Source organism: Collinsella aerofaciens (assembly GCF_039062315.1).
Classification (GTDB): Bacteria; Actinomycetota; Coriobacteriia; order Coriobacteriales; family Coriobacteriaceae; genus Collinsella; species Collinsella aerofaciens_BG.
Genome location: NZ_JBCJBG010000003.1, coordinates 177,603 through 199,889, shown reverse-complemented (window position 1 = coordinate 199,889; position 22,287 = coordinate 177,603). Strand labels below are relative to the sequence as shown.

At 59.9% G+C, this 22,287-nt stretch carries 13 protein-coding genes; 8 read left to right on the top strand and 5 right to left on the bottom strand.

The window, feature by feature from the left end; translation table 11 throughout:
* Positions 1 to 182: 182 nt before the first annotated feature.
* Positions 183 to 839, bottom strand: coding sequence for a helix-turn-helix transcriptional regulator (locus ABCP74_RS02885; protein WP_233506175.1), 657 nt, complete (start codon positions 837 to 839; stop codon positions 183 to 185).
* 352 nt (positions 840 to 1,191) lie between these two features.
* Here ABCP74_RS02885 and ABCP74_RS02880 point away from each other — a divergent pair, with 352 nt between their 5' ends.
* The 5 genes from ABCP74_RS02880 (at position 1,192) to xdh (ending at position 10,566) form a co-directional block, all read left to right on the top strand.
* On the top strand, positions 1,192 to 2,586 hold the full coding sequence (locus tag ABCP74_RS02880) for a uracil-xanthine permease family protein (RefSeq protein WP_055285183.1): 1,395 nt from the start codon (positions 1,192 to 1,194) through the stop codon (positions 2,584 to 2,586).
* A gap of 195 nt (positions 2,587 to 2,781) precedes the next feature.
* Positions 2,782 to 4,137, top strand: coding sequence for a putative aminohydrolase SsnA (gene ssnA / locus ABCP74_RS02875; protein WP_343001651.1), 1,356 nt, complete (start codon positions 2,782 to 2,784; stop codon positions 4,135 to 4,137).
* Between the two features lie 148 nt (positions 4,138 to 4,285).
* Positions 4,286 to 7,285, top strand: a complete 3,000-nt coding sequence (ygfK, locus tag ABCP74_RS02870) for a putative selenate reductase subunit YgfK (protein WP_343011720.1) — start codon at positions 4,286 to 4,288, stop codon at positions 7,283 to 7,285.
* A gap of 11 nt (positions 7,286 to 7,296) precedes the next feature.
* Positions 7,297 to 7,776 carry a 4Fe-4S binding protein gene (locus ABCP74_RS02865; RefSeq protein ID WP_343001649.1) on the top strand — a complete coding sequence of 160 codons (480 nt, stop codon included), beginning with the start codon at positions 7,297 to 7,299 and terminating at the stop codon, positions 7,774 to 7,776.
* A 12-nt stretch (positions 7,777 to 7,788) separates the two neighbouring features.
* Positions 7,789 to 10,566 carry a selenium-dependent xanthine dehydrogenase gene (gene xdh, locus ABCP74_RS02860; RefSeq protein WP_343001648.1) on the top strand — a complete coding sequence of 926 codons (2,778 nt, stop codon included), beginning with the start codon at positions 7,789 to 7,791 and terminating at the stop codon, positions 10,564 to 10,566.
* 611 nt (positions 10,567 to 11,177) lie between these two features.
* Here xdh and ABCP74_RS02855 read toward each other — a convergent pair.
* Complete coding sequence (locus ABCP74_RS02855) at positions 11,178 to 12,176, bottom strand: hypothetical protein (protein ID WP_343000616.1); 999 nt, start codon at positions 12,174 to 12,176, stop codon at positions 11,178 to 11,180.
* 591 nt (positions 12,177 to 12,767) lie between these two features.
* Between ABCP74_RS02855 and ABCP74_RS02850 the strand changes: the two genes are divergently transcribed.
* A complete protein-coding gene (locus tag ABCP74_RS02850) occupies positions 12,768 to 14,159 on the top strand; it encodes an ATP-binding protein (RefSeq protein WP_343000617.1) in 1,392 nt (463 codons plus the stop codon).
* Between the two features lie 296 nt (positions 14,160 to 14,455).
* Here the strand turns inward: ABCP74_RS02850 and ABCP74_RS02845 are convergent, their stop codons facing one another.
* On the bottom strand, positions 14,456 to 14,581 hold the full coding sequence (locus ABCP74_RS02845; protein ID WP_255360338.1) for a hypothetical protein: 126 nt from the start codon (positions 14,579 to 14,581) through the stop codon (positions 14,456 to 14,458).
* A 258-nt stretch (positions 14,582 to 14,839) separates the two neighbouring features.
* Here ABCP74_RS02845 and ABCP74_RS02840 point away from each other — a divergent pair, with 258 nt between their 5' ends.
* Entirely contained in the window at positions 14,840 to 15,574 is a 735-nt protein-coding gene (locus ABCP74_RS02840; protein WP_343000618.1) for a 3'-5' exonuclease, read from the top strand.
* A 363-nt stretch (positions 15,575 to 15,937) separates the two neighbouring features.
* On the top strand, positions 15,938 to 17,248 hold the full coding sequence (locus tag ABCP74_RS02835; protein ID WP_343000619.1) for a hypothetical protein: 1,311 nt from the start codon (positions 15,938 to 15,940) through the stop codon (positions 17,246 to 17,248).
* A 29-nt stretch (positions 17,249 to 17,277) separates the two neighbouring features.
* On the opposite strand, the gene ABCP74_RS02830 is transcribed toward ABCP74_RS02835, so the two are convergent.
* Positions 17,278 to 18,981 carry a DUF262 domain-containing protein gene (locus ABCP74_RS02830; RefSeq protein ID WP_343000620.1) on the bottom strand — a complete coding sequence of 568 codons (1,704 nt, stop codon included), beginning with the start codon at positions 18,979 to 18,981 and terminating at the stop codon, positions 17,278 to 17,280.
* 123 nt (positions 18,982 to 19,104) lie between these two features.
* On the bottom strand, positions 19,105 to 22,287 hold the full coding sequence (locus tag ABCP74_RS02825; RefSeq protein ID WP_343000621.1) for a type III restriction-modification system endonuclease: 3,183 nt from the start codon (positions 22,285 to 22,287) through the stop codon (positions 19,105 to 19,107).

The window sequence follows — 22,287 nt, the reverse complement described above, 5'->3', positions numbered from 1 at the left end:
GGAACACGAGGAGGCGCCAGGTTAAACTGAAGGGACTGACCCCGGAGGAGTTCCGGAGACAGTCCCTTGCGGCGTAGCTTTTATTTAAGCCGTCCAAGTTTTGGGGTGCAGTTCAGCGTGCGAGCTGCAGGGTCTTTTATCAAGTGACGGATCGCTTGTGGAGCCGCACTCCATTTTGCTCGTTAGCCTTCCTTGCGGACTTTTTGCAGGTAGCGGTAGACGCTGGGCTCTGAGATGCCCAGCGCGGCGGCGGCGCAGGCCACGGCGCCCTTGAGCATGAACACCCCGTTACCGTTGAGGTGGCGAATGACGTCCACGCGGTCGCTCTGACCAAGCGACGCTACATCCAGCCCGCGCGCGCTCAGCAACTCGGCAATGCTGCGGTCGATGAGCTCCTGTGTAGACTCCGAAAGGCTTTCGACCTCGATAGGGGCGGGCTCCGTGCGCGTCGGCGCCGCGTCGAAGCACGCCATGAGCTGCTGCGCCATGGCGTTGATGGAGCGCACGGTCGAGAGGTCGGTGTTGACGCAGAGCATACCGACGATCTCATCATTCTCGCGGATAAAGTACGTCGCTGACTCCAACGTCTTGCCGCCGGCACCGCGCCCCTCGTAGCCCGTAATAAACGGCAGGTCGCGATACTTGGCGTCGTGCATGATCTTGAGTGCCAGATCGGTGGCGGGACCGCCGACCTTGCGGCCGCTTACGATGCCGTTGCGAATATCGACGATGGCGTGGTCGGGATCCGAGAAATCGTGCAGCACGATTTCGCTGTTTTTGCCGAGTATCTGCTCCAGAAAATCGACCATCGGCAAAAAGCGACGTACGGTCTCGTTCACGGGCAACTCCTTTGGGTGAAATCGGAAATGTTCATAACAATTTTTTCTCATGGTAACACGCTGCCCATCATCTCGTATATCCGCAGGTACATTGCGTAATGCAGACGAACGGTAGGAATTTAGCGGTAAACGGTTGACCAAAAGAAAAGTTAGATGTTATTTTGACCAGACACTTTCCTGACCTGCGGAAATGCGTTATTTCAGCTGAAGAATAGTCTGATAACAAAAAATTATTATTGAGAATGAGAATCATCTTTAATACGATATGCAATGAAGGCACAACCTCAACCCCGCACTGCGTCACAATAGAGCGTTAGATGCGAAAACAACTACTTCGAGGATTGGTGGTCAAATGACCCAGGAGACGGTTACGAACGGCACTGAAGCCCTGTTCACTCGCGAAGGCATGCCTCCCGTTAAGGAAATGATCCCGTGTGCCCTTCAGCACGTACTGGCATCGTTTGCCGGCATCATTACCCCGGCGGTCATCATGGCCGGCGTCTACGGCTTTAATAGCCAGCAGAGTACCGACATCATCCAGGTCGCGCTCATTCTTTCGGCGATCGACACGGCCCTTCAGGCCTTCGCTCCCTTCCGTCGCATCGGCGGCGGCCTGCCCATCGTCATGGGCGTTTCGTTCGCGTTCCTGCCGGCCCTGCAGGCCATGGGTGCCTCGGGCTTTAGCTTTGGTGCGCTGCTGGGTGGCGAGATCGTCGGCGGCGCCGTCGCGGTCCTCTTTGGTCTGGCCTACAGCAAGATCAAGTGGCTGTTCCCGCCCGTCGTGACCGGTACGGTCATCTTCTCCATCGGCGTTTCGCTGTATCCCACGGCCGTCAAGTATATGGCCGGCGGTATGGGTACGCCGCTGTGGGGCACCCCGCAGGCCTGGTGCGTCGCTCTTATCACCTTCGCCGTGGTCTTTGCGCTCGCCAACTTTGGCAAGGGCACGCTCAAGCTGGGATCCGTGTTCTTTGGCATGATCGTTGGCATGATCGTCTCCATCCCCTTTGGCATGATCGACTTCTCCAGCGTCGCCACCGCTCAGGTCTTCGCCCTTCCCAAGCTCATGCCCTACGCGCTCGAGTTTGATCCCGAGGTCTGCATTACCCTCGCCGTCGTGTTCCCCATGGTTGCTATCCAGGTTATCGGTGACGTTTCCGCCGCCTGCCTGGGCTCCATCGACCGTATGCCCACCGAGCGCGAGCTCTCCGGCGCTATTGTGTCCCAGGGCCTCACCTCTATGGTCGGCGGCCTGCTGGGCGGTCTTCCCACCAGCGCCCTTGGCCAGAACGTGGGCATCATCTGCTCCAACAAGGTCGTCAACAAGTGGGTCTTTGTGATCATTGCGGCCGTCTTTGCCATCGCCGGTCTGTTCCCGCAGCTCTCTGCCGTCCTTTCCGCTATCCCGCAGCCCGTCATCGGCGGCGCGACCGTCGGCGTCTTTGGCACCATCACCATGAACGGCGTGCGCATGTTCACCCGCGAGGGCCTCACGCAGCGCACTACCACCATCGTCGGCACCTCCGTCGTCTTTGGCCTGGGTATCTGGATGGCCAGCGGCTGCCTTGCCGGCGAGGGTATGCCCGCCTGGGTGTCCACCGTCATCGGCTCCAATGCCGTAACCCCCACCGCCATCATGGCCATTGTCCTTAACCTGATCCTTCCGCAGACGCCGGTCGTGGCTCAGCACATCGATGCTGCCAAGGACGCTGCCGTGGATCTGGTCTTGCCCGAGAGCAAGAAGTAACCAATTCGGTGCTATTCGTCGGCGGACGCATCGCCTCGTCCGCCGACGCCATGCGGCACCAAGCCGCACTTCAAAGGGTTTGTCCCTTTGGTGAAGCGTTGACGGGAGAGGGCCCGTTTCCGGTGTAGGCCGGCGCTTCGCACTCCGCCATGTCAGAGGTGTCAAACCCCGCCTCTGATGTTGAAGGGAGCATCCATGCTTCTGGTCGCTAACGGTTCCGTCTTTACCCGCAACGCTCAGGCCCCGTTCATTCCAAACGGTGCGGTCGCCATTGACGGAGATACGATCGTCGAAGTGGGCCCCGAGCGCGAGCTCAAGGCCAAGTACCCGGATGCCGAGTACGTCGATGCCCGGGGCAACCTCATCATGCCCGGACTCATCAACTGCCACACCCACATCTACTCGGGTCTGGCCCGCGGCCTCGCCATTAAGGGCTGCAACCCCACCAACTTCCTGGAGAATCTTGAGCAGCAGTGGTGGAAGATCGACGACAACCTGACGCTCGACGGCACCAAGGCCAGCGCCTATGCCACGATTTTGGACTCCATCCGCGATGGCGTCACCACGATCTTCGATCACCATGCGAGTTTCTGCGAGATCCCGGGTAGCCTCTTTACCATTAAGGACGCAGCTCAGGAGCTGGGCATGCGTTCGTGCCTGTGCTACGAGGTCTCCGATCGCCGCGGCCAGGAAAAATGCGACCAGGCCATTGCCGAGAACGCCGAATTTGCCCAGTGGGCCGCCAAGGAGCGTCGCGATAACGACAACCATATGATCGCCGCCATGTTTGGCGGACATGCCACCTTTACGCTTTCGGACGAGACCATGGATAAGATGGCCGAGGCCAACAACGGCCTGACCGGCTTCCACATCCATGTGTGCGAGGGCATGAACGACGTGTGGGATTCCCGCCTCAACCGCGGCGGCATCAGCCCCGTCGAGCGCCTGCTGCAGCACAACCTGCTGGGTCCCGACACCATGCTGGGCCACTGCATCCACGTGACGCCTGCCGAGATGGATATCGTCAAGGAGTCCGGCACCTGGCTCGTCAACAACCCCGAATCCAATATGGGCAACGCCGTGGGCTGCGCCCCCGTGCTCGAGTTCTTCCGCCGCGGCATCCCCGTGTGCATGGGCACCGACGCCTACACCCACGATATGCTCGAGAGCCTCAAGGTCTTCCTGATCATTCAGCGTCACAACGCCGCTATGCCCAACGTGGGCTGGTGCGAGGCAATGACGATGCTGTTCGAGAACAACGCCAAGATGGCCAGCAAGTACTTCGATCGCAAGCTCGGTGTGCTCGAGGCCGGCGCTGCCGCCGACGTCATCGTCATGGACTACAAGCCCTTTACGCCGCTGAGCGAGGAGAACATCGACGGCCACATGCTCTTTGGCATGATGGGCAAAAACTGCCGCACCACCATCATCAACGGCCGCGTCCTGTACAAGGATCGCGAGTTCGTTGGCATTGATGAGGACAAGATCAACGCGTGGACCATGGCCGAGTCCAAGAAGCTCTGGAGCACGCTCAACGATCGCGCCTACTAATTACAAGTAGATTCACGCGCGTCGGATGTTTCGCCGCATCCGGCGCGCGTATAGGCGGCCTCCGCGGGGTCGCCGGCGCTGTGCTAGCGCTACACCGTATTTGCGCCCGCCGCGCGGTCTCGCCGGGCGTTACAGAGAGGAGCTCATTATGAGCGACATCATGAGGCCGATCCCGTTTTCGCAGCTGATGAACTGGATCATCGAGGAGCACAAGACTCAGGGCGCCATCTTTGGCGTGCGCAAGATGGTCACGACCAACCAGGAGGGCGCGCTTCCCATTTTTGACGAGCGCATCGAGACTCCGTTTGGCCCGGCCGCCGGTCCCAATACGCAGCTGGCCCAGAACATCGTGGCATCCTACGTGGCCGGTTCTCGTTTCTTTGAGCTCAAGACCGTTCAGGTTATGGACGGCGAGGAGCTCTCCAAGTGCGTTAACAAGCCCTGTATCGTGGCACAGGACGAGTGCTACAACTGCGAGTGGTCGACCGAGCTCGAGGTTCCGCAGGCCTTTGCCGAGTACGTGAAGGCATGGTTCGCCTGCCACCTGATCGCTCGCGAGTACGGCCTGGGCAGCCCGGACGGCTTTGTCTTTAACATGTCGGTGGGTTATGACCTGGAGGGCATCAAGAGCCCCAAGGTCGACGCCTACATCGAGGGCATGAAGGACGCCAGCGGCTCCGAGGTTTGGAACGAGTGCCGCACGTGGGCGCTCGCTAACCTGGACAAGTTTGAGCATGTCGATGCTGCGTTTGTCGAGTCCATCCCGGCGCGCGTCTCCAACTCCATTACCGAGTCCACGCTGCATGGCTGCCCGCCGGCGGAGATCGAGCGCATCGCGACCTATCTGATTACCGAGAAGGGTCTCAACACCTACATCAAGTGCAACCCCACGCTGCTGGGCTATGAGTTTGCCCGCCAGCGTCTGAACGAGCTGGGCTTTGACTACATCGTCTTCGATGACACGCACTTCCGCGAGGACCTGCAGTGGGCCGACGCCGTGCCCATGTTCGAGCGCCTGATTGCCCTGTGCGCCGAGCGCGGCCTGGAGTTTGGCGTCAAGCTCACCAATACCTTCCCTGTCGATGTGACGAGGAACGAGCTGCCCTCCACCGAGATGTACATGTCGGGCCGTTCGCTGTTCTCGCTGACCATCGAGGCCGCCCGTCGCATTACCGAGCAGTTCGATGGCAAGCTGCGCATCAGTTACTCCGGCGGTGCCACGGTCTACAACATCCGCGCCCTGTACGATGCCGGCATTTGGCCCGTCACCCTGGCGACCGACGTACTCAAGCCTGGTGGCTACGAGCGCTTTAGTCAGATGGCCGGCGAATTTGGCGATCTGAACGGCAAGCCGTTCGCGGGCGTCTCTCTCAAGGCTGTGACCGCGATTCAGGCTGACTCGCTCACCAACCCGCTCTACAAGAAGCCGCTGCGTCCGCTGCCCGACCGCAAGGTCGCCGGCAAGAGCCCGCTTTCCGACTGCTTTACCACGCCGTGCCGCACGAGCTGCCCCATCCAACAGGATATTCCCGCCTATCTGGCGGCTGTTGACGAGGGCCGCTACGAGGACGCACTCAACATCATCATCGAGCGCAACGCCCTGCCGTTTATTACCGGCACCATCTGCCCGCATCCCTGCGGTCGTGCCTGCGAGCGTGCGTTCTACGAGCCCGAGGGTGCCCAGATTCGCGCCAGCAAGCTCAAGGCCGCCCGTGAGGCCATGACCGCCGTGCTGCCCAAGCTGCGCGCCCAGGCCATCGCCAACGACGGTGAGCGCAACGTTGCCGTTATCGGCGGCGGCCCGGCCGGCCTGGCGACGGCGTTCTTCCTGACGCGCGCCGGCGTGCCCGTCACCATCTTTGAGGCCCGCGATTCGCTCGGTGGCGTGGTCCGTCACGTGATTCCCGAGTTCCGCATCGCGAGCGACGATATCTCCCACGATGCCGAGCTCTGCCTGGCCTTTGGCGCCAAGGTGCAGCTCAACGCTCGCGTTGATTCCATTGACGAGCTCAAGGCCCAGGGCTTTACCGACGTGGTCGTGGCCACCGGTGCCTGGATGCCCGGCTCTGCGGGCCTAGGCGAGGGTGCCGAGCTCGACGTGCTGGAGTTCCTCGAGGCCGCCAAGAAGGGCGAGAAACTCGAGCTGGGCGAGGACGTCGTGGTCATTGGCGCCGGTAACACCGCCATGGACGCGGCCCGCGTGGCCAAGCGTCTGGCTGGCGTGAAGAACGTGCGCCTGGTGTATCGCCGCACCAAGAAGCAGATGCCCGCTGACGAGGAAGAGCTCGATCTTGCTCTTACCGACGGCGTTGAGTTCTGCGAGTTGCTGGCGCCCAAGGCGTTCAACGGCGCCGTGCTGACCTGCGATGTTATGGAGCTTGGCGAGCCGGATGCAAGCGGCCGTCGCAGCCCCGTCGCCACGGGCGAGACCGTCGAGCTTCCCGCCACCACGGTGATCTGCGCCGTGGGCGAGGGCATCGACGCCAGCCTGTACGATGCCGCGGGCGTCGAGCACGACCGTCGCGGCCGCCTTGCCGCCACCTCCACCGGCGTCGAGGGCGTCTGGGCTGCGGGCGACTGCCGTCGCGGTCCTGCCACCGTGGTCGAGGCCATCGCCGATGCCGCCGAGGTTGCCCGTGCCATCGCCGGCGTGGACTTTAACAAGTACGCCGACCAGAATGCTCAGGCCGGCCGCGAGGACACCTGCTACGAGCGCAAGGGGTCGCTGTGCCGCGACAAGCGCAACTGCACCAAGACCCGCTGCCTGGGCTGCGGCTCGGTGTGCGAGGTCTGCTGCGACGTGTGCCCCAACCGCGCCAACGTGGCAATTAAGGTGCCGGGCCTGGCCAAGCATCAGGTCGTCCATGTCGACGGCATGTGCAACGAGTGCGGCAACTGCGCCGTGTTCTGCCCTTACCAGGAGGGTCGTCCCTACAAGGACAAGCTCACCCTGTTCTGGAGCGAGGAGGACATGGAGAACTCCGAGAACGAGGGCTTCCTGGCCGTGGACGAGGACCACTTTAAGGTTCGCGTCGCCGGCACGGTCCGCACCGTCTCGGTCGATGCCGTCAACACCGGTCTTCCCGAGGCCGTCCGCCTGACCATCAGGGCTGTGCGCGACAACTATTCGTACCTTCTTAAGAAATAGGCGAGTCTCTTATGGCCAAATCCATTCAACATAACGTGGCCTACGTTGCCTGCGGAAGTGGTTGTGCCTCCGCAGGCGGCGACGCCCGCTGCAGCGAAGGCTGCATTGGCTGTGGCGCCTGCGTCACGGCCTGCCCCCACGGCGCCATTGCGCTGGTCGATGGCATCGCCCGCGTGGACCGCTCCAAGTGCACGGGCTGTGGCCTGTGCGGCATGGCGTGCCCGCAGCGCGTGATTGCCTTCGTCCCCGGCTACCAGAACATTCTGGTGCGCTGCAACAACACCGATAAGGGTGCCATTGCGCGCAAGGTCTGCGACACGAGCTGCATCGGTTGCGGTATGTGCGCCAAAAAGTGCCCTGCCGGCGCTATCCGCATCGAGGACAACTGCGCCCATATCGACGGTGCGGATTGCCTGTCGTGCGGCATGTGCGCCGTCGTCTGCCCGCATGGCGCCATCCACGACCGCACCGGCATCGCCGCTGGCGTGTAGAAGGGAATCACCATGGCACAGGAATTCACTTTTACCGTTAACGGTGTCGAGCGCACAACGACGGAGAATAAACCGCTGCTGCGCTACCTGCGCGACGACCTGCACATTCACTCCGCCAAGGATGGCTGCTCCGAGGGCGCCTGCGGTACCTGCACCATCCATGTGGACGGTGCGGCTGTGAAGGCGTGCGTTCTGACCACTGCTCTTGCCGCCGGTCGCAACATCGTGACTGTTGAGGGCCTGCCCCAGGACGTGCGCGAGGCCTTTGTGTACGCCTTTGGCGCCGTGGGCGCCGTGCAGTGCGGTTTTTGCATCCCCGGCATGGTCATGGCGGGTGCAGCGCTCATCGCCGAGGACCCCGAGCCCACCGAGGAGCAGATCAAGTACGCCATTCGCGGTAACGTCTGCCGCTGCACCGGCTACAAAAAGATTATCGAGGGTATCTCGCTGGCCGCTGCGGTGCTCCGCGGCGAAAAGCAGATCGACGAGGATCTGGAGCGCGGCGATGACTACGGCGTGGGCAAGCGCGCCTTCCGTATCGACGTGCGCAAGAAGGTGCTCGGCGAGGGCAAGTATCCCGACGACATCGACGAGCTCGATCAGCCGGGCCTGACCTATGCCAGCGCCGTGCGCTCCAAGTATCCGCGCGCCCGTGTGCTCTCCATCGACACCTCCAAAGCCGAGGCCCTGCCCGGCGTGGTGGGCATCCTGCGCGCCGAGGACGTGCCGGTCAACCAGGTCGGCCACCTTATCCAGGACTGGGACGTCATGATCGCGGCGGGCGATATCACCCGCTGCGTGGGCGATGCCATCGTGCTGGTGGTCGCCGAGGACGAGGCGACGCTCGAGAAGGCCAAGAAGCTCGTAAAGATCGATTACGAGCCGCTGGAGCCCGTGCGTAACATTGTCGAGGCCAGGGCTGCCGACGCCCCGCGCCTGCACGACAGCTTCTTTGCCTTTGGCAACACAGTGGAGCTCAAGGACAACGTGTGTCAGAGCCGTCACGTGACGCGCGGCGACGCCGCCAAGGCGCTGACGGAGAGCGCGTTTACCGTGACGCAGCGCTTTACCACGCCCTTTACCGAGCATGCCTTCTTGGAGCCCGAGTGCGCCGTGGCATTTCCGTACAAGAACGGCGTCAAGGTGCAGTCGACCGACCAGGGTGCCTACGACACGCGCAAAGAGTGTGCCCACATGTTTGGCTGGGACAACGAGCCCGAGCGCGTGGTCGTCGAGACCATGCTCGTGGGCGGCGGCTTTGGCGGTAAGGAGGACGTTTCGATCCAGCACCTGGCCGCGCTCGCCGCATATAAGTTCCAGCGTCCTGTGAAATGCAAGCTCACGCGCGCCGAGTCGCTTGCATTCCATCCCAAGCGCCACGCCATGGACGGTACCTTTACACTGGGTTGCGACGTCGAGGGCAACTTTACCGGTCTGGATTGCGAGATCAATTTTGATACCGGCGCCTACGCGTCGCTGTGCGGCCCGGTGCTCGAGCGCGCCTGCACGCATGCCGTCGGCCCCTACAAGTACCAGAACACCGACATTCGCGGTTTTGGCTACTACACCAACAACCCGCCCGCCGGTGCGTACCGAGGCTTTGGCGTTTGCCAGTCCGAGTTTGCGCTCGAGAGCCTGATCGACCTGCTGGCCGAGAAGGTCGGCCTGGATCCGTGGGAGATTCGTTACAGAAACGCCATCGAGCCGGGTGAGGTTCTGCCCAACGGCCAGATTGCCGACTGCTCCACGGCGCTTAAGGAGACGCTGCTCGAGGTCAAGGATGCCTACTATGCGCATCCCGGCCACGCCGGCATTGCCTGCGCTATGAAGAACGCTGGCGTGGGCGTTGGCCTGCCCGACGCCGGCCGCTGCAAGATTTGCGTCGAGGATGGCCGCGCCGTGGTCTACGCCGCTACGTCCGACATCGGCCAGGGCTGCAACACGGTCTTTTTGCAGGACGTTGCCGAGGCCTGCGGTCTGCCGCTGAGCTGCATTGCCAATGGCGAGTGCTCCACCGAGAACGCTCCCGACTCCGGCACCACGTCTGGCTCGCGTCAGACGGTCGTGACTGGCGAGGCCGTGCGCGGCGCCGCCTTCCTGCTGCGCGACGCCATGCTTGACATCGAGGCCGGCAAGCCCGCGCCCGATGCTCCCGTGAGTGCGCATGGTGATGGCGTCAAGATCGAGTACGACGACGGTCGCGCCTATCAGCTGCGCACGCAGGAACTCGTCGCCGGCCAGGGTATGTATCCTCAAGATCCCGCGGCTGCTATCAAGGCACTCGAGGGATGCGAGTTTGGCTACGTGTACCTGGAGCCGACCGACAAGCTGGGTGCGGATGTTCCCAACCCCAAGAGTCACATCTGCTACGGCTTTGCCACGCATGTGGTCATTTTGGACGACGACGGCCGCGTGAGCGAGGTCTATGCCGCGCACGATTCCGGCAAGGTGGTCAATCCCATCTCCATCCAGGGTCAGATCGAAGGCGGCGTGCTCATGGGTATGGGCTATGCGCTTACCGAGGATTGGCCGCTCAAGGACTGCGTGCCCCAGGCGAGGTACGGCACGCTCGGGCTGTTCCGCGCGCCCGAGATTCCGGATATCCACGCCATCTACGTGGAGAAGGACGAACTGTTGCCCGTGGCATACGGCGGCAAGGGCATCGGCGAGATCGCAACGATCCCCACGGCGCCCGCCGTGCAGAACGCCTATCGCGCGTTTGACGGCAAGCTGCGTCCGGATCTGCCCATGGCGGATACGCCGTACAGCCGCGCCCGTCACCGCGGGTAGGGTAGGGCGCGGACAGTCATTGCTGATGGGCTGTTCGCGCTGAGCATCAACTACATACGCTGCGCCTTTGGCCCCAGCTCCATCGAGAGCCGGGGCCTTTTGTTTGGAGCGCCTCCGCATGCGGAAGCTGTGTCCCGGATTTGGCGCTCAGAATGGGATGCGCTTTCCTTTTGAGCCTCTAGCGGAAAGCGTGTCCCGGAATTTGGCTCCAGAGTGGGATGCACTTTCCGGTTGGAGCTTCAAACGGAAAGTGCATCCCGGAATCCGCGCCTGGAATGGGACGCACTTTCCGGAACAGCCCTCAACCGGAAACTGCGTCCCAGAATTTCGCTTCAGAGTGGGATGACGTTTCCGGCTGAACCCTCTGGCGGAAAGTTCATCCCAGAATTGGCGCTCGGAGTGGGACACAGTTTCCGGATGGAACCTCAGCGGAAATTGCGTCCCAGTTTGAGCGTCTATTCCGGGATGCAGTTTCCGCTGGGCGCTTCATCCGGAAAGTCTGTCCCGTTCTGACCCTCGATTATGGGACACGCTTTCCGTTGGCGTGGCCGTTGGGAAAATGCGGCCCAGATAGGGGGGGTGCGATCCGGCGATGCGCGGCCTAGCAGCTCCTACAGGTCCACCTCGTTGAGCCATGTCGGCAGCGCGGTCTGCCGGATGCCTGCCGTCTGCAGCTTTTTCGCGAGCATGCCTGCCGAGCGGACCTCGTTCATGGTAAAGCGCAGCAGAGGGTGGCCATAGAGCGATAGGTGTGCCTCGCGCTGTCGTTCGGCAACGAGCGCCTCGGCGGTGGTGCGTCCGGCCAGCATGGTCTGGTCGGTATATTTGATGAGCCCGTCGAGCTCACCCAGCGTGAGTTCTCGTGCCTGGCGCTCCCAGGCAAAGTCCGTTCGCATGGTTTCGGTCGAATCGAAGGGGTCCGTCAGCTCGTATTGAAGCCAGTCGGGCGCAAAGCCCGTCTCGATCATGATGGCTCGGGCGACCGATTCCCCGCCGCTTTCGGCGCGGGCGTCGGCATATTGAAGCGTTGTGAGGGCGGTGCGAATCGCGCGACCATTGCGGGCAGTCGCTCGTTGCTCAACGGCCTCCATCAGCTGTTCCGGCGCAAGGCCGAGCTTTGAGATCGCCGAATCGGCAATGGGCATGCCGTCGGCAAAACCAGTTTGCAGCAGGCAATCTGTGGCCGTTTGGATGGGCGGCGTTACCGATATGCCGGCTCTGCGTATTGCTCCGGCCGGCTTAATCTGGTGTCGCTGAATATGTGCGCCCGGACGAGCCGACGGCTTTGTCGAGCTGCAAACATGCACGACGTTCAGGTGTCGCCACGAGACCTCGAGCCCCAGCAGGCAAGCTGCCGAAAACGAGCAGAACGTCCAATCGGGATGGATGATCGCAAGGGCGCGGATAATCTCGCAATGGCGTTGCGCTCGGTTGAGTTCATCCCAGCGCGTTTTTCGCGCAAACAACCCCGGCATGGGCGAGACAACCGTGCCGCCGGTGCGCCGAAGGAGCGCTTTTCGGATCGCCGTGCTCGGGGGAATCAGACAGCGCCCCTCTTGTTCGGCTTGAGTGAGCAGTTGGTCGATGAGCTGGTCATTGCAATGGGTCATGAGCTACCGCCTCCTTTTGGGTAGCAAAAACGTATCAGCTGGAACTTGCCGCTCAGCTGACCAAAAGCTGACCAAAATCTAACCATGCAGGTAGATGACATGCTTTTGACGACATATTTCTTGTTTGAATCGGTGGGCGGTAATCGGCGACCGTGAACGGTAGCTGGATATGAAGTCTTGGTAAGTTTCGGAACGTGTACTTTTTTGAAAAAGAGCATTCTATCTGCTGTTTTGTGTTTCTGGATCGCATATTTGAAGGCATGTGATAAGGGCTGCGGATCGTCGTCTTGTATCTGCGGAAGCTGTGACCCGGAATGAGCGCTCGGAATGGGATGCATTTTCCGGTAGAAGCTTCAGCGGAAAGTGCATCCCAGAATTCAGGCTCAGAACGGGACACGCTTTCCGGATGGCATGCTTAGCGGAAACTACGGCCCAGTTTTTGGTTCCAGAACGGGATACATTTTCCGGAACGGTCCACGTGCGGCGGTGTATCGCCCTTTTTCGTGCGCCGCTTGTCGAATTGCGTTATAGCTAGCTATATTATAGGAAGGTATAATATAGCTAGCTATAACGCAAAGGAAGGATGGCCCTATGTTTATCGGAAGAACGGCGGAAATGTCCGAGCTCAATCGACTGTATGGCACGGGCTCCTTTGAGATGCCTGTGATTTACGGCCGCCGTCGCGTGGGCAAAACGCGTCTCATCACAGAATTCATCCAAGGCAAGAAGGCTATTTACTTTCAAGCTCGTCGTACCAATGCGGAGGCAAACCTGCACGGCTTTAGCCAGGCGATACTTGCAGGCTCGGTTGGTGCTGCAGGCGTGTCGTTTCGTAGTTTTGACGAAGCGTTCGATGCATTGGCCACCATGGCTCGCACGGAACGTTTGGTTGTCGTGATTGACGAGTATCCCTATCTCGCCCAATCGAATCCCGAAATCAGCTCGTTGCTGCAAGACAAGATCGATCACCTGTACAAAGAGACCAAGCTCATGCTTATCCTGTGCGGGTCGTCGCTTTCGTTTATGGAAGAGCAGGTGCTGGGCTACGAGAGTCCGCTATACGGTAGGCGTACGGCCCAGTTTAAGATCATGCCGCTCGATTTTACGACGACCCTCGGCCTGTGGCAGGGCATGAGTCGCGAAGACGCTGCGGTTTGCTATGGCATGACGGGCGGCATTCCTGCATATATCGAGAAAGTCGATCCTGCCGCGCCGCTCAAGGACAACATCAAACGTCTTTTTCTTACTCCTACGGGCTATCTCTTTGAGGAGCCGAGTAACCTGCTATTGCAAGAGTGCCGCAATCCCGAGCAATATGATGCGATCGTGCAAGCAATTGCTCAGGGGCGCTCGAAGATCTCGGAGATTGCGAGCTCTACGGGAATCCCTGCGAGCAACGTAAAGAGCTATGTGGATAAGCTGGCGTCGCTCGGGATTGTCGAGCGCGAGCTGCCCCTAAACGAGACGAGCAATAAGCGAGCCGTGTATCTGCTGAGCGATCAGATGTTTAGGTTCTGGTACAAGTTTGTGCCGCAGAACATTGGGCTGATTCAAAACGATATGGCCGAGATGGCGTATGAGCGCATTGAGCCGCACGTATCGGATTACATGGGTACGATCTTTGAGATTATATGCAGACAATACGTGTACGAACTCGCGCGCGCGGGCCAGCTCGATGTGGTTCCGGCGAGTGTCGGGCGCTGGTGGGGGACGGACAATCGCACGCATACGCAGGAAGAAATCGACTTGATTGTTGACGATGGCGAGGGCGCTGCGCTGTTTGCGGAGTGCAAATGGCGCAATGAACCGGCGGGCGAAGACGTGCTGCAAAAGCTCGTGCACCGAAGCGAGCTCTTTAGACGGCAACGAAAAAGCTATGCACTTTTCTCAAAAAGCGGCTTTACGCAGGGATGTCGGGATGCCGCGGAGAGTAGGGGAGACGTCAAGCTGATCTCGTTTGCCGAGATGTGTGAGCGGAGATAACCAAGCGCGCTCTGATGTGATGCTCGGAATGGGACGCGCTTTCCCTTTGGCGGCCTTTGGCGGAAACTACGTCCCGGATTCCCGCTTCAGGATGGGATGCCGTTTCCGATAGAGGCATGGGGCGGAAAGTGCGTCCCAGAATCCGGCGCAACGCCGCTGGAGTAGAGGGGCGAGCTCCGGACTTCGTAACCGAAAATCCATTTGTTAAACCTGGCACCCGTGGGTAGAATAAGGTCGACGGCAGCCCAAGGGTGATAGCTGGGCAGCGCCGTTACTTCGATTAAGGGGTCAATGCCTTAGAGGCGTCGACCCCTCTTTTTCTGCTTCGTACGCTGCTTGAGTGCCTCGGTAAGTCCGATAAGCGCCGTGAGGAGCGAGACCAAAGCGGTCAGGAGCTTCACGAAATCAGTCAGATCGGTCATGGGCATCACCTCCCGTCGCATGGAGGGCGCTGCCCGGCACATGGAACTGCCGTCAACAACTGCAATTCTATCAAAGTACTGCTATAAATACGAATATATGTTCGATAATAACAGTGGCGTGATTCTCTCAAAGTGTGGCTTTACGCAAGGATGCCGGAAAGCCGTGCTGTGCGATTTCATGTCCGCACGGGCGCCTATCCTTACGGCAATGTAGCCGCTTATGTAGCAAGCGGCAGTTGACGGAGAAAGGCCCTAACCGTGTCAGCTGAAAAGACGCCGGGTATCTCGGCCATCGATACGACGAACTTTGCGCGCCAGATTGTGCTGGACTTTGAGTTTGCGCCGGTGCCAAAGCAGCGCCAGCGTCGTGGACTGCGCAACGAGATTATCGAGGTCGGCGCCGTCAAACTCGATTACCACGGCAACGTTATGGGCGAGTTCTCGCAGTTTGTGCAGACGGAATTTACCGAAGGCGTTGTGTTCCCCGTCCGCGAGCTTACAGGGATATCGGCTGTGGACACCGCGATGGCCGATCCGCTCTACATGGTGATCAAAAGGCTCAGCGATTGGATCGGTCGCTACTCCGCCCAGATAGTTTGCTGGAGCGGGACGGACCGTCGACAGCTTTTGACTGAGTGCCAGGCAAAACACATCGACCTTTCCGCATTTCCTACGGACTGGGCCGACCTGCAGGCGTTCTACACCTCGATCATGGACGTGGGCAGCCACGGGCGCATCTCTTTGAGTGACGCGGCGACGTGGTTTGGCATCGAGTTCGACGAGTCGACGGGTCACGCCCACAGCGCCTTAGCCGATGCGCGCGTAACCGCCAAGCTGCTCAAGCAGATGATGGAGGGGGACTATCACGTGAGTCCGCGCGCCCAAGAAGTCCGCCAACGGTGGGGGATGGGCGAGCGAGCCCAGACGCGCCTTTCCAGCAAATGCCCCGAGCTGGGTGGCCTGCTGCTGAAGCTGAAGGCGGAGGGGAGGTAGGCAGGGCTCCGGAATGAACTCTGACTCAAGTTATCGGGCCCAAATTCTTTTTGTACGCCATTTTCATGGGCTGAATAGTGCCGAGATTCAATCGCCGAAGGCGCTGTTAGTGGGCTTGCGGGGCCAGTTATCTTATTTGCCCGCCATTTTCATGCTGCCCTACCTGTAGGCTTAATTAGCTTTGGCCCCTCTCCGTCATCAAGATGGACTTAACCCTGGTGTCAGGTATGGACACCGCTCTCGTTTGTTTGACCTTCGCCGCGCGCTCTGCCGCCACGAGAGCCGATGCGTTCTCCCGCCTTCTGACCTCGACGGCGGTGGGATAATAACCGCAACTGCATCCGTCCCATTAGGAGCTGCCTCATGTCTTTCCTAGACCGCCTCTTCGGTACCGAAGAGGCCGATGAATCCGCCAATGACGTTGCCGCCATCGCGCTCGCACAGGAGCAAGCTCTCTCGAGGATAGCCGAAAATGAGTTGGCGGCTCTCAAGGATTCTGCAGTGAGGACCGTTAGGCTTCCTGTAGGAAGCAAGGCAGCTATCGCGGCAGATGCTCTCATACCGTTTGGCGCCAACGTCGCACAGGGCGTTAACGAGATCGGCATGGCGATGGTCAGGTTCCCAGAGGGCGTGGGCTGGGCGGACCTCTGTTCACGCAAGGCACCCGAATGGGATGGTTATAAGCTCCTTTCCAGTTTTGGCAGTGACGGTAAGTTCAACGAGATGGCTGGTATCAAGCAGGCTGGTCTTCAACCCGCTGCGGTGGCAAACCTTGCGCTTCAGGGTGCCGCGGTGGCGGTGGGCATGGCGTATATGAACCAGATAAACGAGAAACTTGACGGTCTTCAGTCCGGCATCGAGGCGATTCAACGAGATATGCAGCGCGAGCGCGATGCCGAGCTCAAAGCGGCATATGACGCCCTTGATCGCCTTACTCTCAAGTGCCAGGAGTACGGCGCCAGCGCCGAGAAGCGTCAAGTCGCGCTGCAGATTATTGAGGACGCACAGCATGAGGCAAACAAGGCGTGGAACTATGAACTCGAGTGCATGAAGGACTTTTCAGCCGAGGTGCGGGCAAGGAAGCGCCTCTCGGCGGAAAAGATAGCCGAGGAGGCGGAGAAGCTCTCCGCGATGGAAACGCGAGCCGCCGTGGCATTCCAGCTTTTCGTTATGGCTCAGCAGATAGGCATGCGTTTCGAGGGCGACTACACGAGGCAGAGAATTGAAACCGACAGGCAGATAACAAGACGGATGGCGGACGGGTTTTCTTCCGTTCGAGGGGAAGCGAGGCTCGCTCTTTCGGAGAAAAACTCCAAAGTGGGAGGAAAACCGCTCGCTATCGCTGAGCGCTCGGAAGACGACCGTGAGGTCGAGAATGTTGTCCTGGGGCTGCTCCGCGAAGCGGGAAAAAACGTGAACCGCCTCAACCCGATGCGCATGCGCGCTAAGGCGAAGGCGGACATCTCTGAGAAGCGCGCAAAGCTGCAGGATGTGGTCTCAAACGAAAACGTTGTCCGAGAAATTGCCGATCAAAATGAGGAGGAGCTTGAAACGATAAACTTCGCCTTCAATGAGGCTGACACGATTGTCATCGGACCCGACAACGTCACAATTTTCAAGGTGGTAGAGGAGAATGCCGAGACGGGCGATGGTTCTGAGGAAGTGATTGTGTAGATATCTTCGAGATGGGGCGCATGTAGGGCTTAGCGCCAGACCTCCAACGCCTTGTCCGCAAGCCATTCTGCGCGTTCGGCGATGTCACCCTCGTCCCAAGACTTCTTCTCCAAGGCGTCGGCCATGGTCGCAAGGCCGGCGGCGCAGAGGGCCAAGCCGTCCTTGTATCCCTTTCCCTGCTTCTTGGTGGTCCAATCGGCATCGCGGATGGAGGCGTTGAGCGAATGCGTGATGATGGCGAGGTTGCCGAGCGTGAGGAGCTTCCGGTCCCTTCGCGTTGCGGCTTCGTCGTCGAGGGTTCCCCATTTGTTTCGCCACTTCTTGGGCATCATGTGCTCGAGGGTGTACTGGTTGAATCCGAGCAGGGCTGTGCTGCTCATGCCCGGGCGTATGGCGCTTTCCAGCAGATAAAGGACGCCTTTGGACTGAAGGTTGTACAGGCACGATTCCTTGAACGCCCTTCGAACCTCGGCATCGCCGGGCATGTACGTCGTCGCCTCGTCATTGGCTTCGAGAGCCTTCCTCAGCGCCTTCGCGTCCTTCACCTCGTTCAGGATCAGCGAGGTGAACAGCCTGTTGTAGTTCTTCGTGGTCGCTTGAACCAGCATTCGGCGGACGATGTAGCTCTCGAGCAGGGCGTAGACCTCGGATTCCTCGCTAGAAGACTTCGCGTTCTTGCGAACGTAGAGCACATATGGGATGAGCGTAGAGTTCTTAAGGCCGAATATCAGCACGTTCAGGCGCTCGACGCCGGGGGCGGAGGGGATGTCCGCGTCGCAGCAACTTGGGTTGAACGTGGACTCGAACACCTTGGCATACGCCTTCATGCTGCTGAGGATCTCGTCCTTGTCTCCGTTGTAGTACCTGCTGATGAAGTCCTTGTAGGACTGGAAGAGGTTGGACGTGCGCGAATAGAAGAGCTTGTCCTCGGTTGTGACGCCGCGCTTCTTGTCCTGAACCAGGATCTGGAGGAACGCGTCGAAGAACAGGTCGACGAGCGTGCGCTTGATGCGTCCGGTCATGACCTCCTGCTCCCAATACTCCCTCTTTTCCGCCGAAGGCTCGAAGACATCTTCCCAGCATTCCTTGAACGCTTGCTCGTTCTCGCGGTTGAAGAAGTAGTTCTTGAGGAGCTCCGCCGTCGTCAGACGTACTCCGAGTGAGTTGATGGTGTCGAATATCTGCTGCTCGTCCTCGCCCTCGGTGAGGTCGATGCAAACGAACTGGACATTCGACTTGATCGTGTTCCTGTCGATTTTCTTTGGATCGATGTTCTTGAGGAAGTAATTGTAGGCAAGGATGATGGCCGAGGAGCCCTCGAGGGGCTCGCAACTTGCGGCGCTGACGACCTTCTCGAAATCCTCCCGGTCGTACTTGCCATGTCTCAAGGCGACTTCGCCGGTTTCCAGTACGAAATCTCGCTCAAACAGCCTGTCGGCGTCGATTCTCGCGCAGAGTGCCTTGAAGAAGATGACCATGGTCGTGAGGCGCTGCTGGCCGTCGATGACGGTGCGAACCTCGGACACCTCGGACCAGGTGTTGCCGGAGGAGGCCTGCTTCAGGATGATGGAACCAAGGAAATAAGGTCGCTTAGAGGCCGTGACGAACTCCATATCGCCAAGGAAGCGCTCCCATTGCTCTTCTCCCCAGACGTACGCCCTTTGGTAGAAGGGTATTTCGAGCAGGCGCGATCCGTTGAACACGCCGCTTATCGTAGATTTTCCTGCATCCATCCTTAATGACCTATCTATCCTTCTCGGTTATTGCTGGTGAGCCGATTTCGCTAATGGCAGGGATATCGCACAAGTTGGAAGGCTTGCTTCCTCCCGACTGTTCTAATGGCGCCTAATCATTGCTTAGCTCATCTTGCCCATCACCTCGAGCAAGTCCTCGTACGTTGCCACGTTGTGGTAGCGCACATCACTGGTGCTCATTTCGTTGAAGAGCTTCTTGGCGCATGCGATTTTGGCGTTCTCCACGCCGGAAAGTTCCATCGAGTCCATGGTTCCCTTGGTCTCGGCGATAAAGAACACGTGGCGCACGCTGCCCTCCTTGAAGGCGATAGCCCAGTCGGGGGCATAGTTGCCTACCGGCGTGGGAATCTGGAATGTGCGAGGCAGCTTGGCGTAGACCGCTACCTCGGCGGCGGCGTCCATGTCCTCGGCAAACTTGCGCTCGCCGTCAGAATCCGGGAACACGAAACGCTGAATGTTCTTCTTCGCCTCGTACGCCTTACTCGCGTTGTCTGGCATGCGCTCGGTGAAGATCGCCTCGTCATAGGCATCGTCTATCTCGTGGTAGCTGATGTGCTCCACGACCATCGTTGCCTTCTCGGAGACGATGAGCGCGGCGGCCTTCTTGATGAACTCCTCGGGATTCACGCGGTAGAGCCTAAAGACGTTGGCGTCAATTCTCGCGAGAATAGCGGCGGCGCTCCTACGAGTGATGGCAGCAGCTTGTGCAACCTCACCGACGAGGTCATACGTAACGCCAACGGTAGAGGTTCCCGCATCCACGTCATGCGTCTCGGTACCCGTGCGCCCAAAGGACGAGCCACCCTCGACCTCGCCACGAGTTGCCTCGGCCTTCTGGTCGCCAATCGTAAGCACGTACTGCAGCTTGCTCACACGCAGGTCGCTGTTGATGCGCGCGATTGCCTTGCGGCGCAGCTCGTCATCAGAGAAGCTCACGGTGTAGGCATGCTTGCGGTTGATCCGGCTCCAAAGCTCCTTGAACTCCTTCTTGGCGAAGTTGTCCGTGAGCGAGTTCTCCGTCACCTTTTCCTCGGCCCGGCCAATCATGCCATCGAGGGCATGGGCGTCATAGACGCTCCTCACCAGGGATTCGACCGCCTTGGCATGCGCCTCATCCGCTATGTCCTCCGGCAGCATTGACACGAATTGCTCAACGAACGCCCCCGCGCCCGCGGCCTCCCTGAAGGCGTCCGTTGGCCTATCGTCCTCGTCGATGAAGTCCGCTTTGTAAAGGGCCTTGTAGACACGCTTGGACTCGTACTCGGTAAAGAGCACGGACCGGCCGTCGACAACGATGTCGGCCCCGCTGAACAGGTTGGCCTCGACCTTCTTGGGACGCTCGCGCAGGCTCTTGCTGATGTCGGTTTGCAGGTCGCGCACAAACGTCTCGTAGCTCTCGGACGCAATAACTGTGAGCAGGTTCACGCGGTGCACCTCATCGGGCCCCAGCAAGACCGCATCCTGGCGGTTGCCCCATTGGTCAACCGAGAGGCGCATGCCGCGACCCACCTCCTGACGCTTGGAGGTCTCGGAGCCCGACTCCTTGAGCGTGCAAATCTGGAAGATGTTGGGGTTGTCCCAACCCTCGCGAAGCGCCGAGTGGCTGAAGATGAAACGCACGGGCTCATCGAACGAGAGCAGCTTCTCCTTGTCGCGCAGGATCAGGTCATAGCCACGCCGTGCGTCGTCGTCGTTGATGCCAATACCATCCTCGCGCTCGGCCTTCTTCTCGACCTTGGACTCGACGGCGTTGCCCTTTTTATCCACCGAGAAGTAGCCGCTGTGAACCGCATGGGCGTCATCGCGTCGCAGGTAGTTGAGATAGCTTGGGTCATACGCGTCGTCCGTGGTGGGATGCGCCACGCGCTCGGCAATGGCCGCCGCATATTCTTCCTCGAAGATCTTGCCGTAGCCCACGGTCTCGCCGTTGCCGGAAAGGTCGCGATACTTCGCCACCTCATCGATGAAGAACAGCGAAAGACACTTGATGCCACGGCGGAACAGAGTCTCTTCCTTCTGGAGGTGGCTCTTAATAGTCTCGCGAATCTGAATGCGCTGGATGTCATCCGCCGCGGAGTCGCAGTAGACCTCGCCCATATAGATGCGGCCATTGTCGCCAATGGAGCTGTCCAGGAAGCGGACGTAACCGGGACGCCCGTCCTGCGGCGGCACCACGCCATCGTTGCCGCTTGCGATGGTGTAGCCGCGGTACGCTTCGAGCTTGGTGGACCCGCTTGCGTCATAGACGCTATCGCCCTCGCAAAAACGCTGGGTCTTCTTGCGGACCTTGCCGCCCGCGCCCATGTACTTGAACTCGATGACGGCCTCTGGGGCACGGCTCTTGCTCACAACGATGTCACGCAGGTAGAGATAGCCGTCGGTGCCGCGCATGTTTTTGAGCGAGAAGCCCTTGACCTCGATGCGCTTGACGAGTTTCTGGTTGTAGGCGTCCAGGGCGTCCAAGGCATACACCAGGTCGTGCTTCTCCTTGTGCGTTGCCGAATAGTTCAGCACGAACAGTGGGTTGAAGCGGGCGATGCCCTTCTGGGTTGCGCCGCCCTTCTTTCCCATCTTCTGGGGCTCGTCGCAGATGACGATGGGGCGGTTCGCAGCGATGACGTCGATGGGCCTGCGGCTGCTGAACTCGTCGCGCTCGTCAAAGATGATGCGCGCCGCCTTGTTCTTGGCGCCCTCCTTCATCGACGCGTTGAACGCCTGCATGTTGATGACCATGCAGTTGACGTCGCTCGATTGGGAGTACGCATCAAGCTCGGTCAGGTTGTCCGAGTCGTATATGAAGAACCTGATCTTCTTGTGGTATTGGGAGAAGAAGTGCTCCTGGGTGTTCTCCAGGCTCTTGGCCACGCCCTCGCGGATGGCGACCGATGGCACCACCACGATGAACTTGCACCAGCCGTACAGGCGGTTGAGCTCGAGCATCGTCTTGGTGTAGACGTATGTCTTGCCGGTGCCCGTCTCCATCTCGACGTCCAGCTGGCAGGCTCCCATGCCGCAGAAAAGCTCCTCCGACTCGGGGATCTGGTTGCGTCGCTGCACTGCGCGCACGTTTGCCAGTATGTCGGCGCCCGAAAGCGCGACGGGCGCGTTGGCATAGCCCTCGAGGTCATCGCCGCCGAAATCGATCTCGCCCTGCGCGCGCTTGGGCTTGCGGCCCAGATCGCGCAGGTAGACGGAGGCGCCCTGGTTGGGCTGCCCCTCGAAGACCGAGGCCACCGCGTCTGCGGCGTCGGTTTGGTACTGTTGTACTTTGAACTTGAACTTCAT

Excerpts from the sequence above, each read along its gene's own strand:
- ABCP74_RS02855 (WP_343000616.1), bottom strand. The coding sequence starts at position 12,176 with ATGACCCATTGCAATGACCAGCTCATCGACCAACTGCTCACTCAAGCC.
- ABCP74_RS02825 (WP_343000621.1), bottom strand. The coding sequence starts at position 22,287 with ATGAAGTTCAAGTTCAAAGTACAACAGTACCAAACCGACGCCGCAGAC.
- ABCP74_RS02835 (WP_343000619.1), top strand. The coding sequence starts at position 15,938 with ATGTCTTTCCTAGACCGCCTCTTCGGTACCGAAGAGGCCGATGAATCC.
- ssnA (WP_343001651.1), top strand. The coding sequence starts at position 2,782 with ATGCTTCTGGTCGCTAACGGTTCCGTCTTTACCCGCAACGCTCAGGCC.
- ABCP74_RS02830 (WP_343000620.1), bottom strand. The coding sequence starts at position 18,981 with ATGGATGCAGGAAAATCTACGATAAGCGGCGTGTTCAACGGATCGCGC.
- ABCP74_RS02845 (WP_255360338.1), bottom strand. The coding sequence starts at position 14,581 with ATGACCGATCTGACTGATTTCGTGAAGCTCCTGACCGCTTTGGTCTCG.
- ABCP74_RS02865 (WP_343001649.1), top strand. The coding sequence starts at position 7,297 with ATGGCCAAATCCATTCAACATAACGTGGCCTACGTTGCCTGCGGAAGT.
- ygfK (WP_343011720.1), top strand. The coding sequence starts at position 4,286 with ATGAGCGACATCATGAGGCCGATCCCGTTTTCGCAGCTGATGAACTGG.
- ABCP74_RS02850 (WP_343000617.1), top strand. The coding sequence starts at position 12,768 with ATGTTTATCGGAAGAACGGCGGAAATGTCCGAGCTCAATCGACTGTAT.
- ABCP74_RS02880 (WP_055285183.1), top strand. The coding sequence starts at position 1,192 with ATGACCCAGGAGACGGTTACGAACGGCACTGAAGCCCTGTTCACTCGC.
- xdh (WP_343001648.1), top strand. The coding sequence starts at position 7,789 with ATGGCACAGGAATTCACTTTTACCGTTAACGGTGTCGAGCGCACAACG.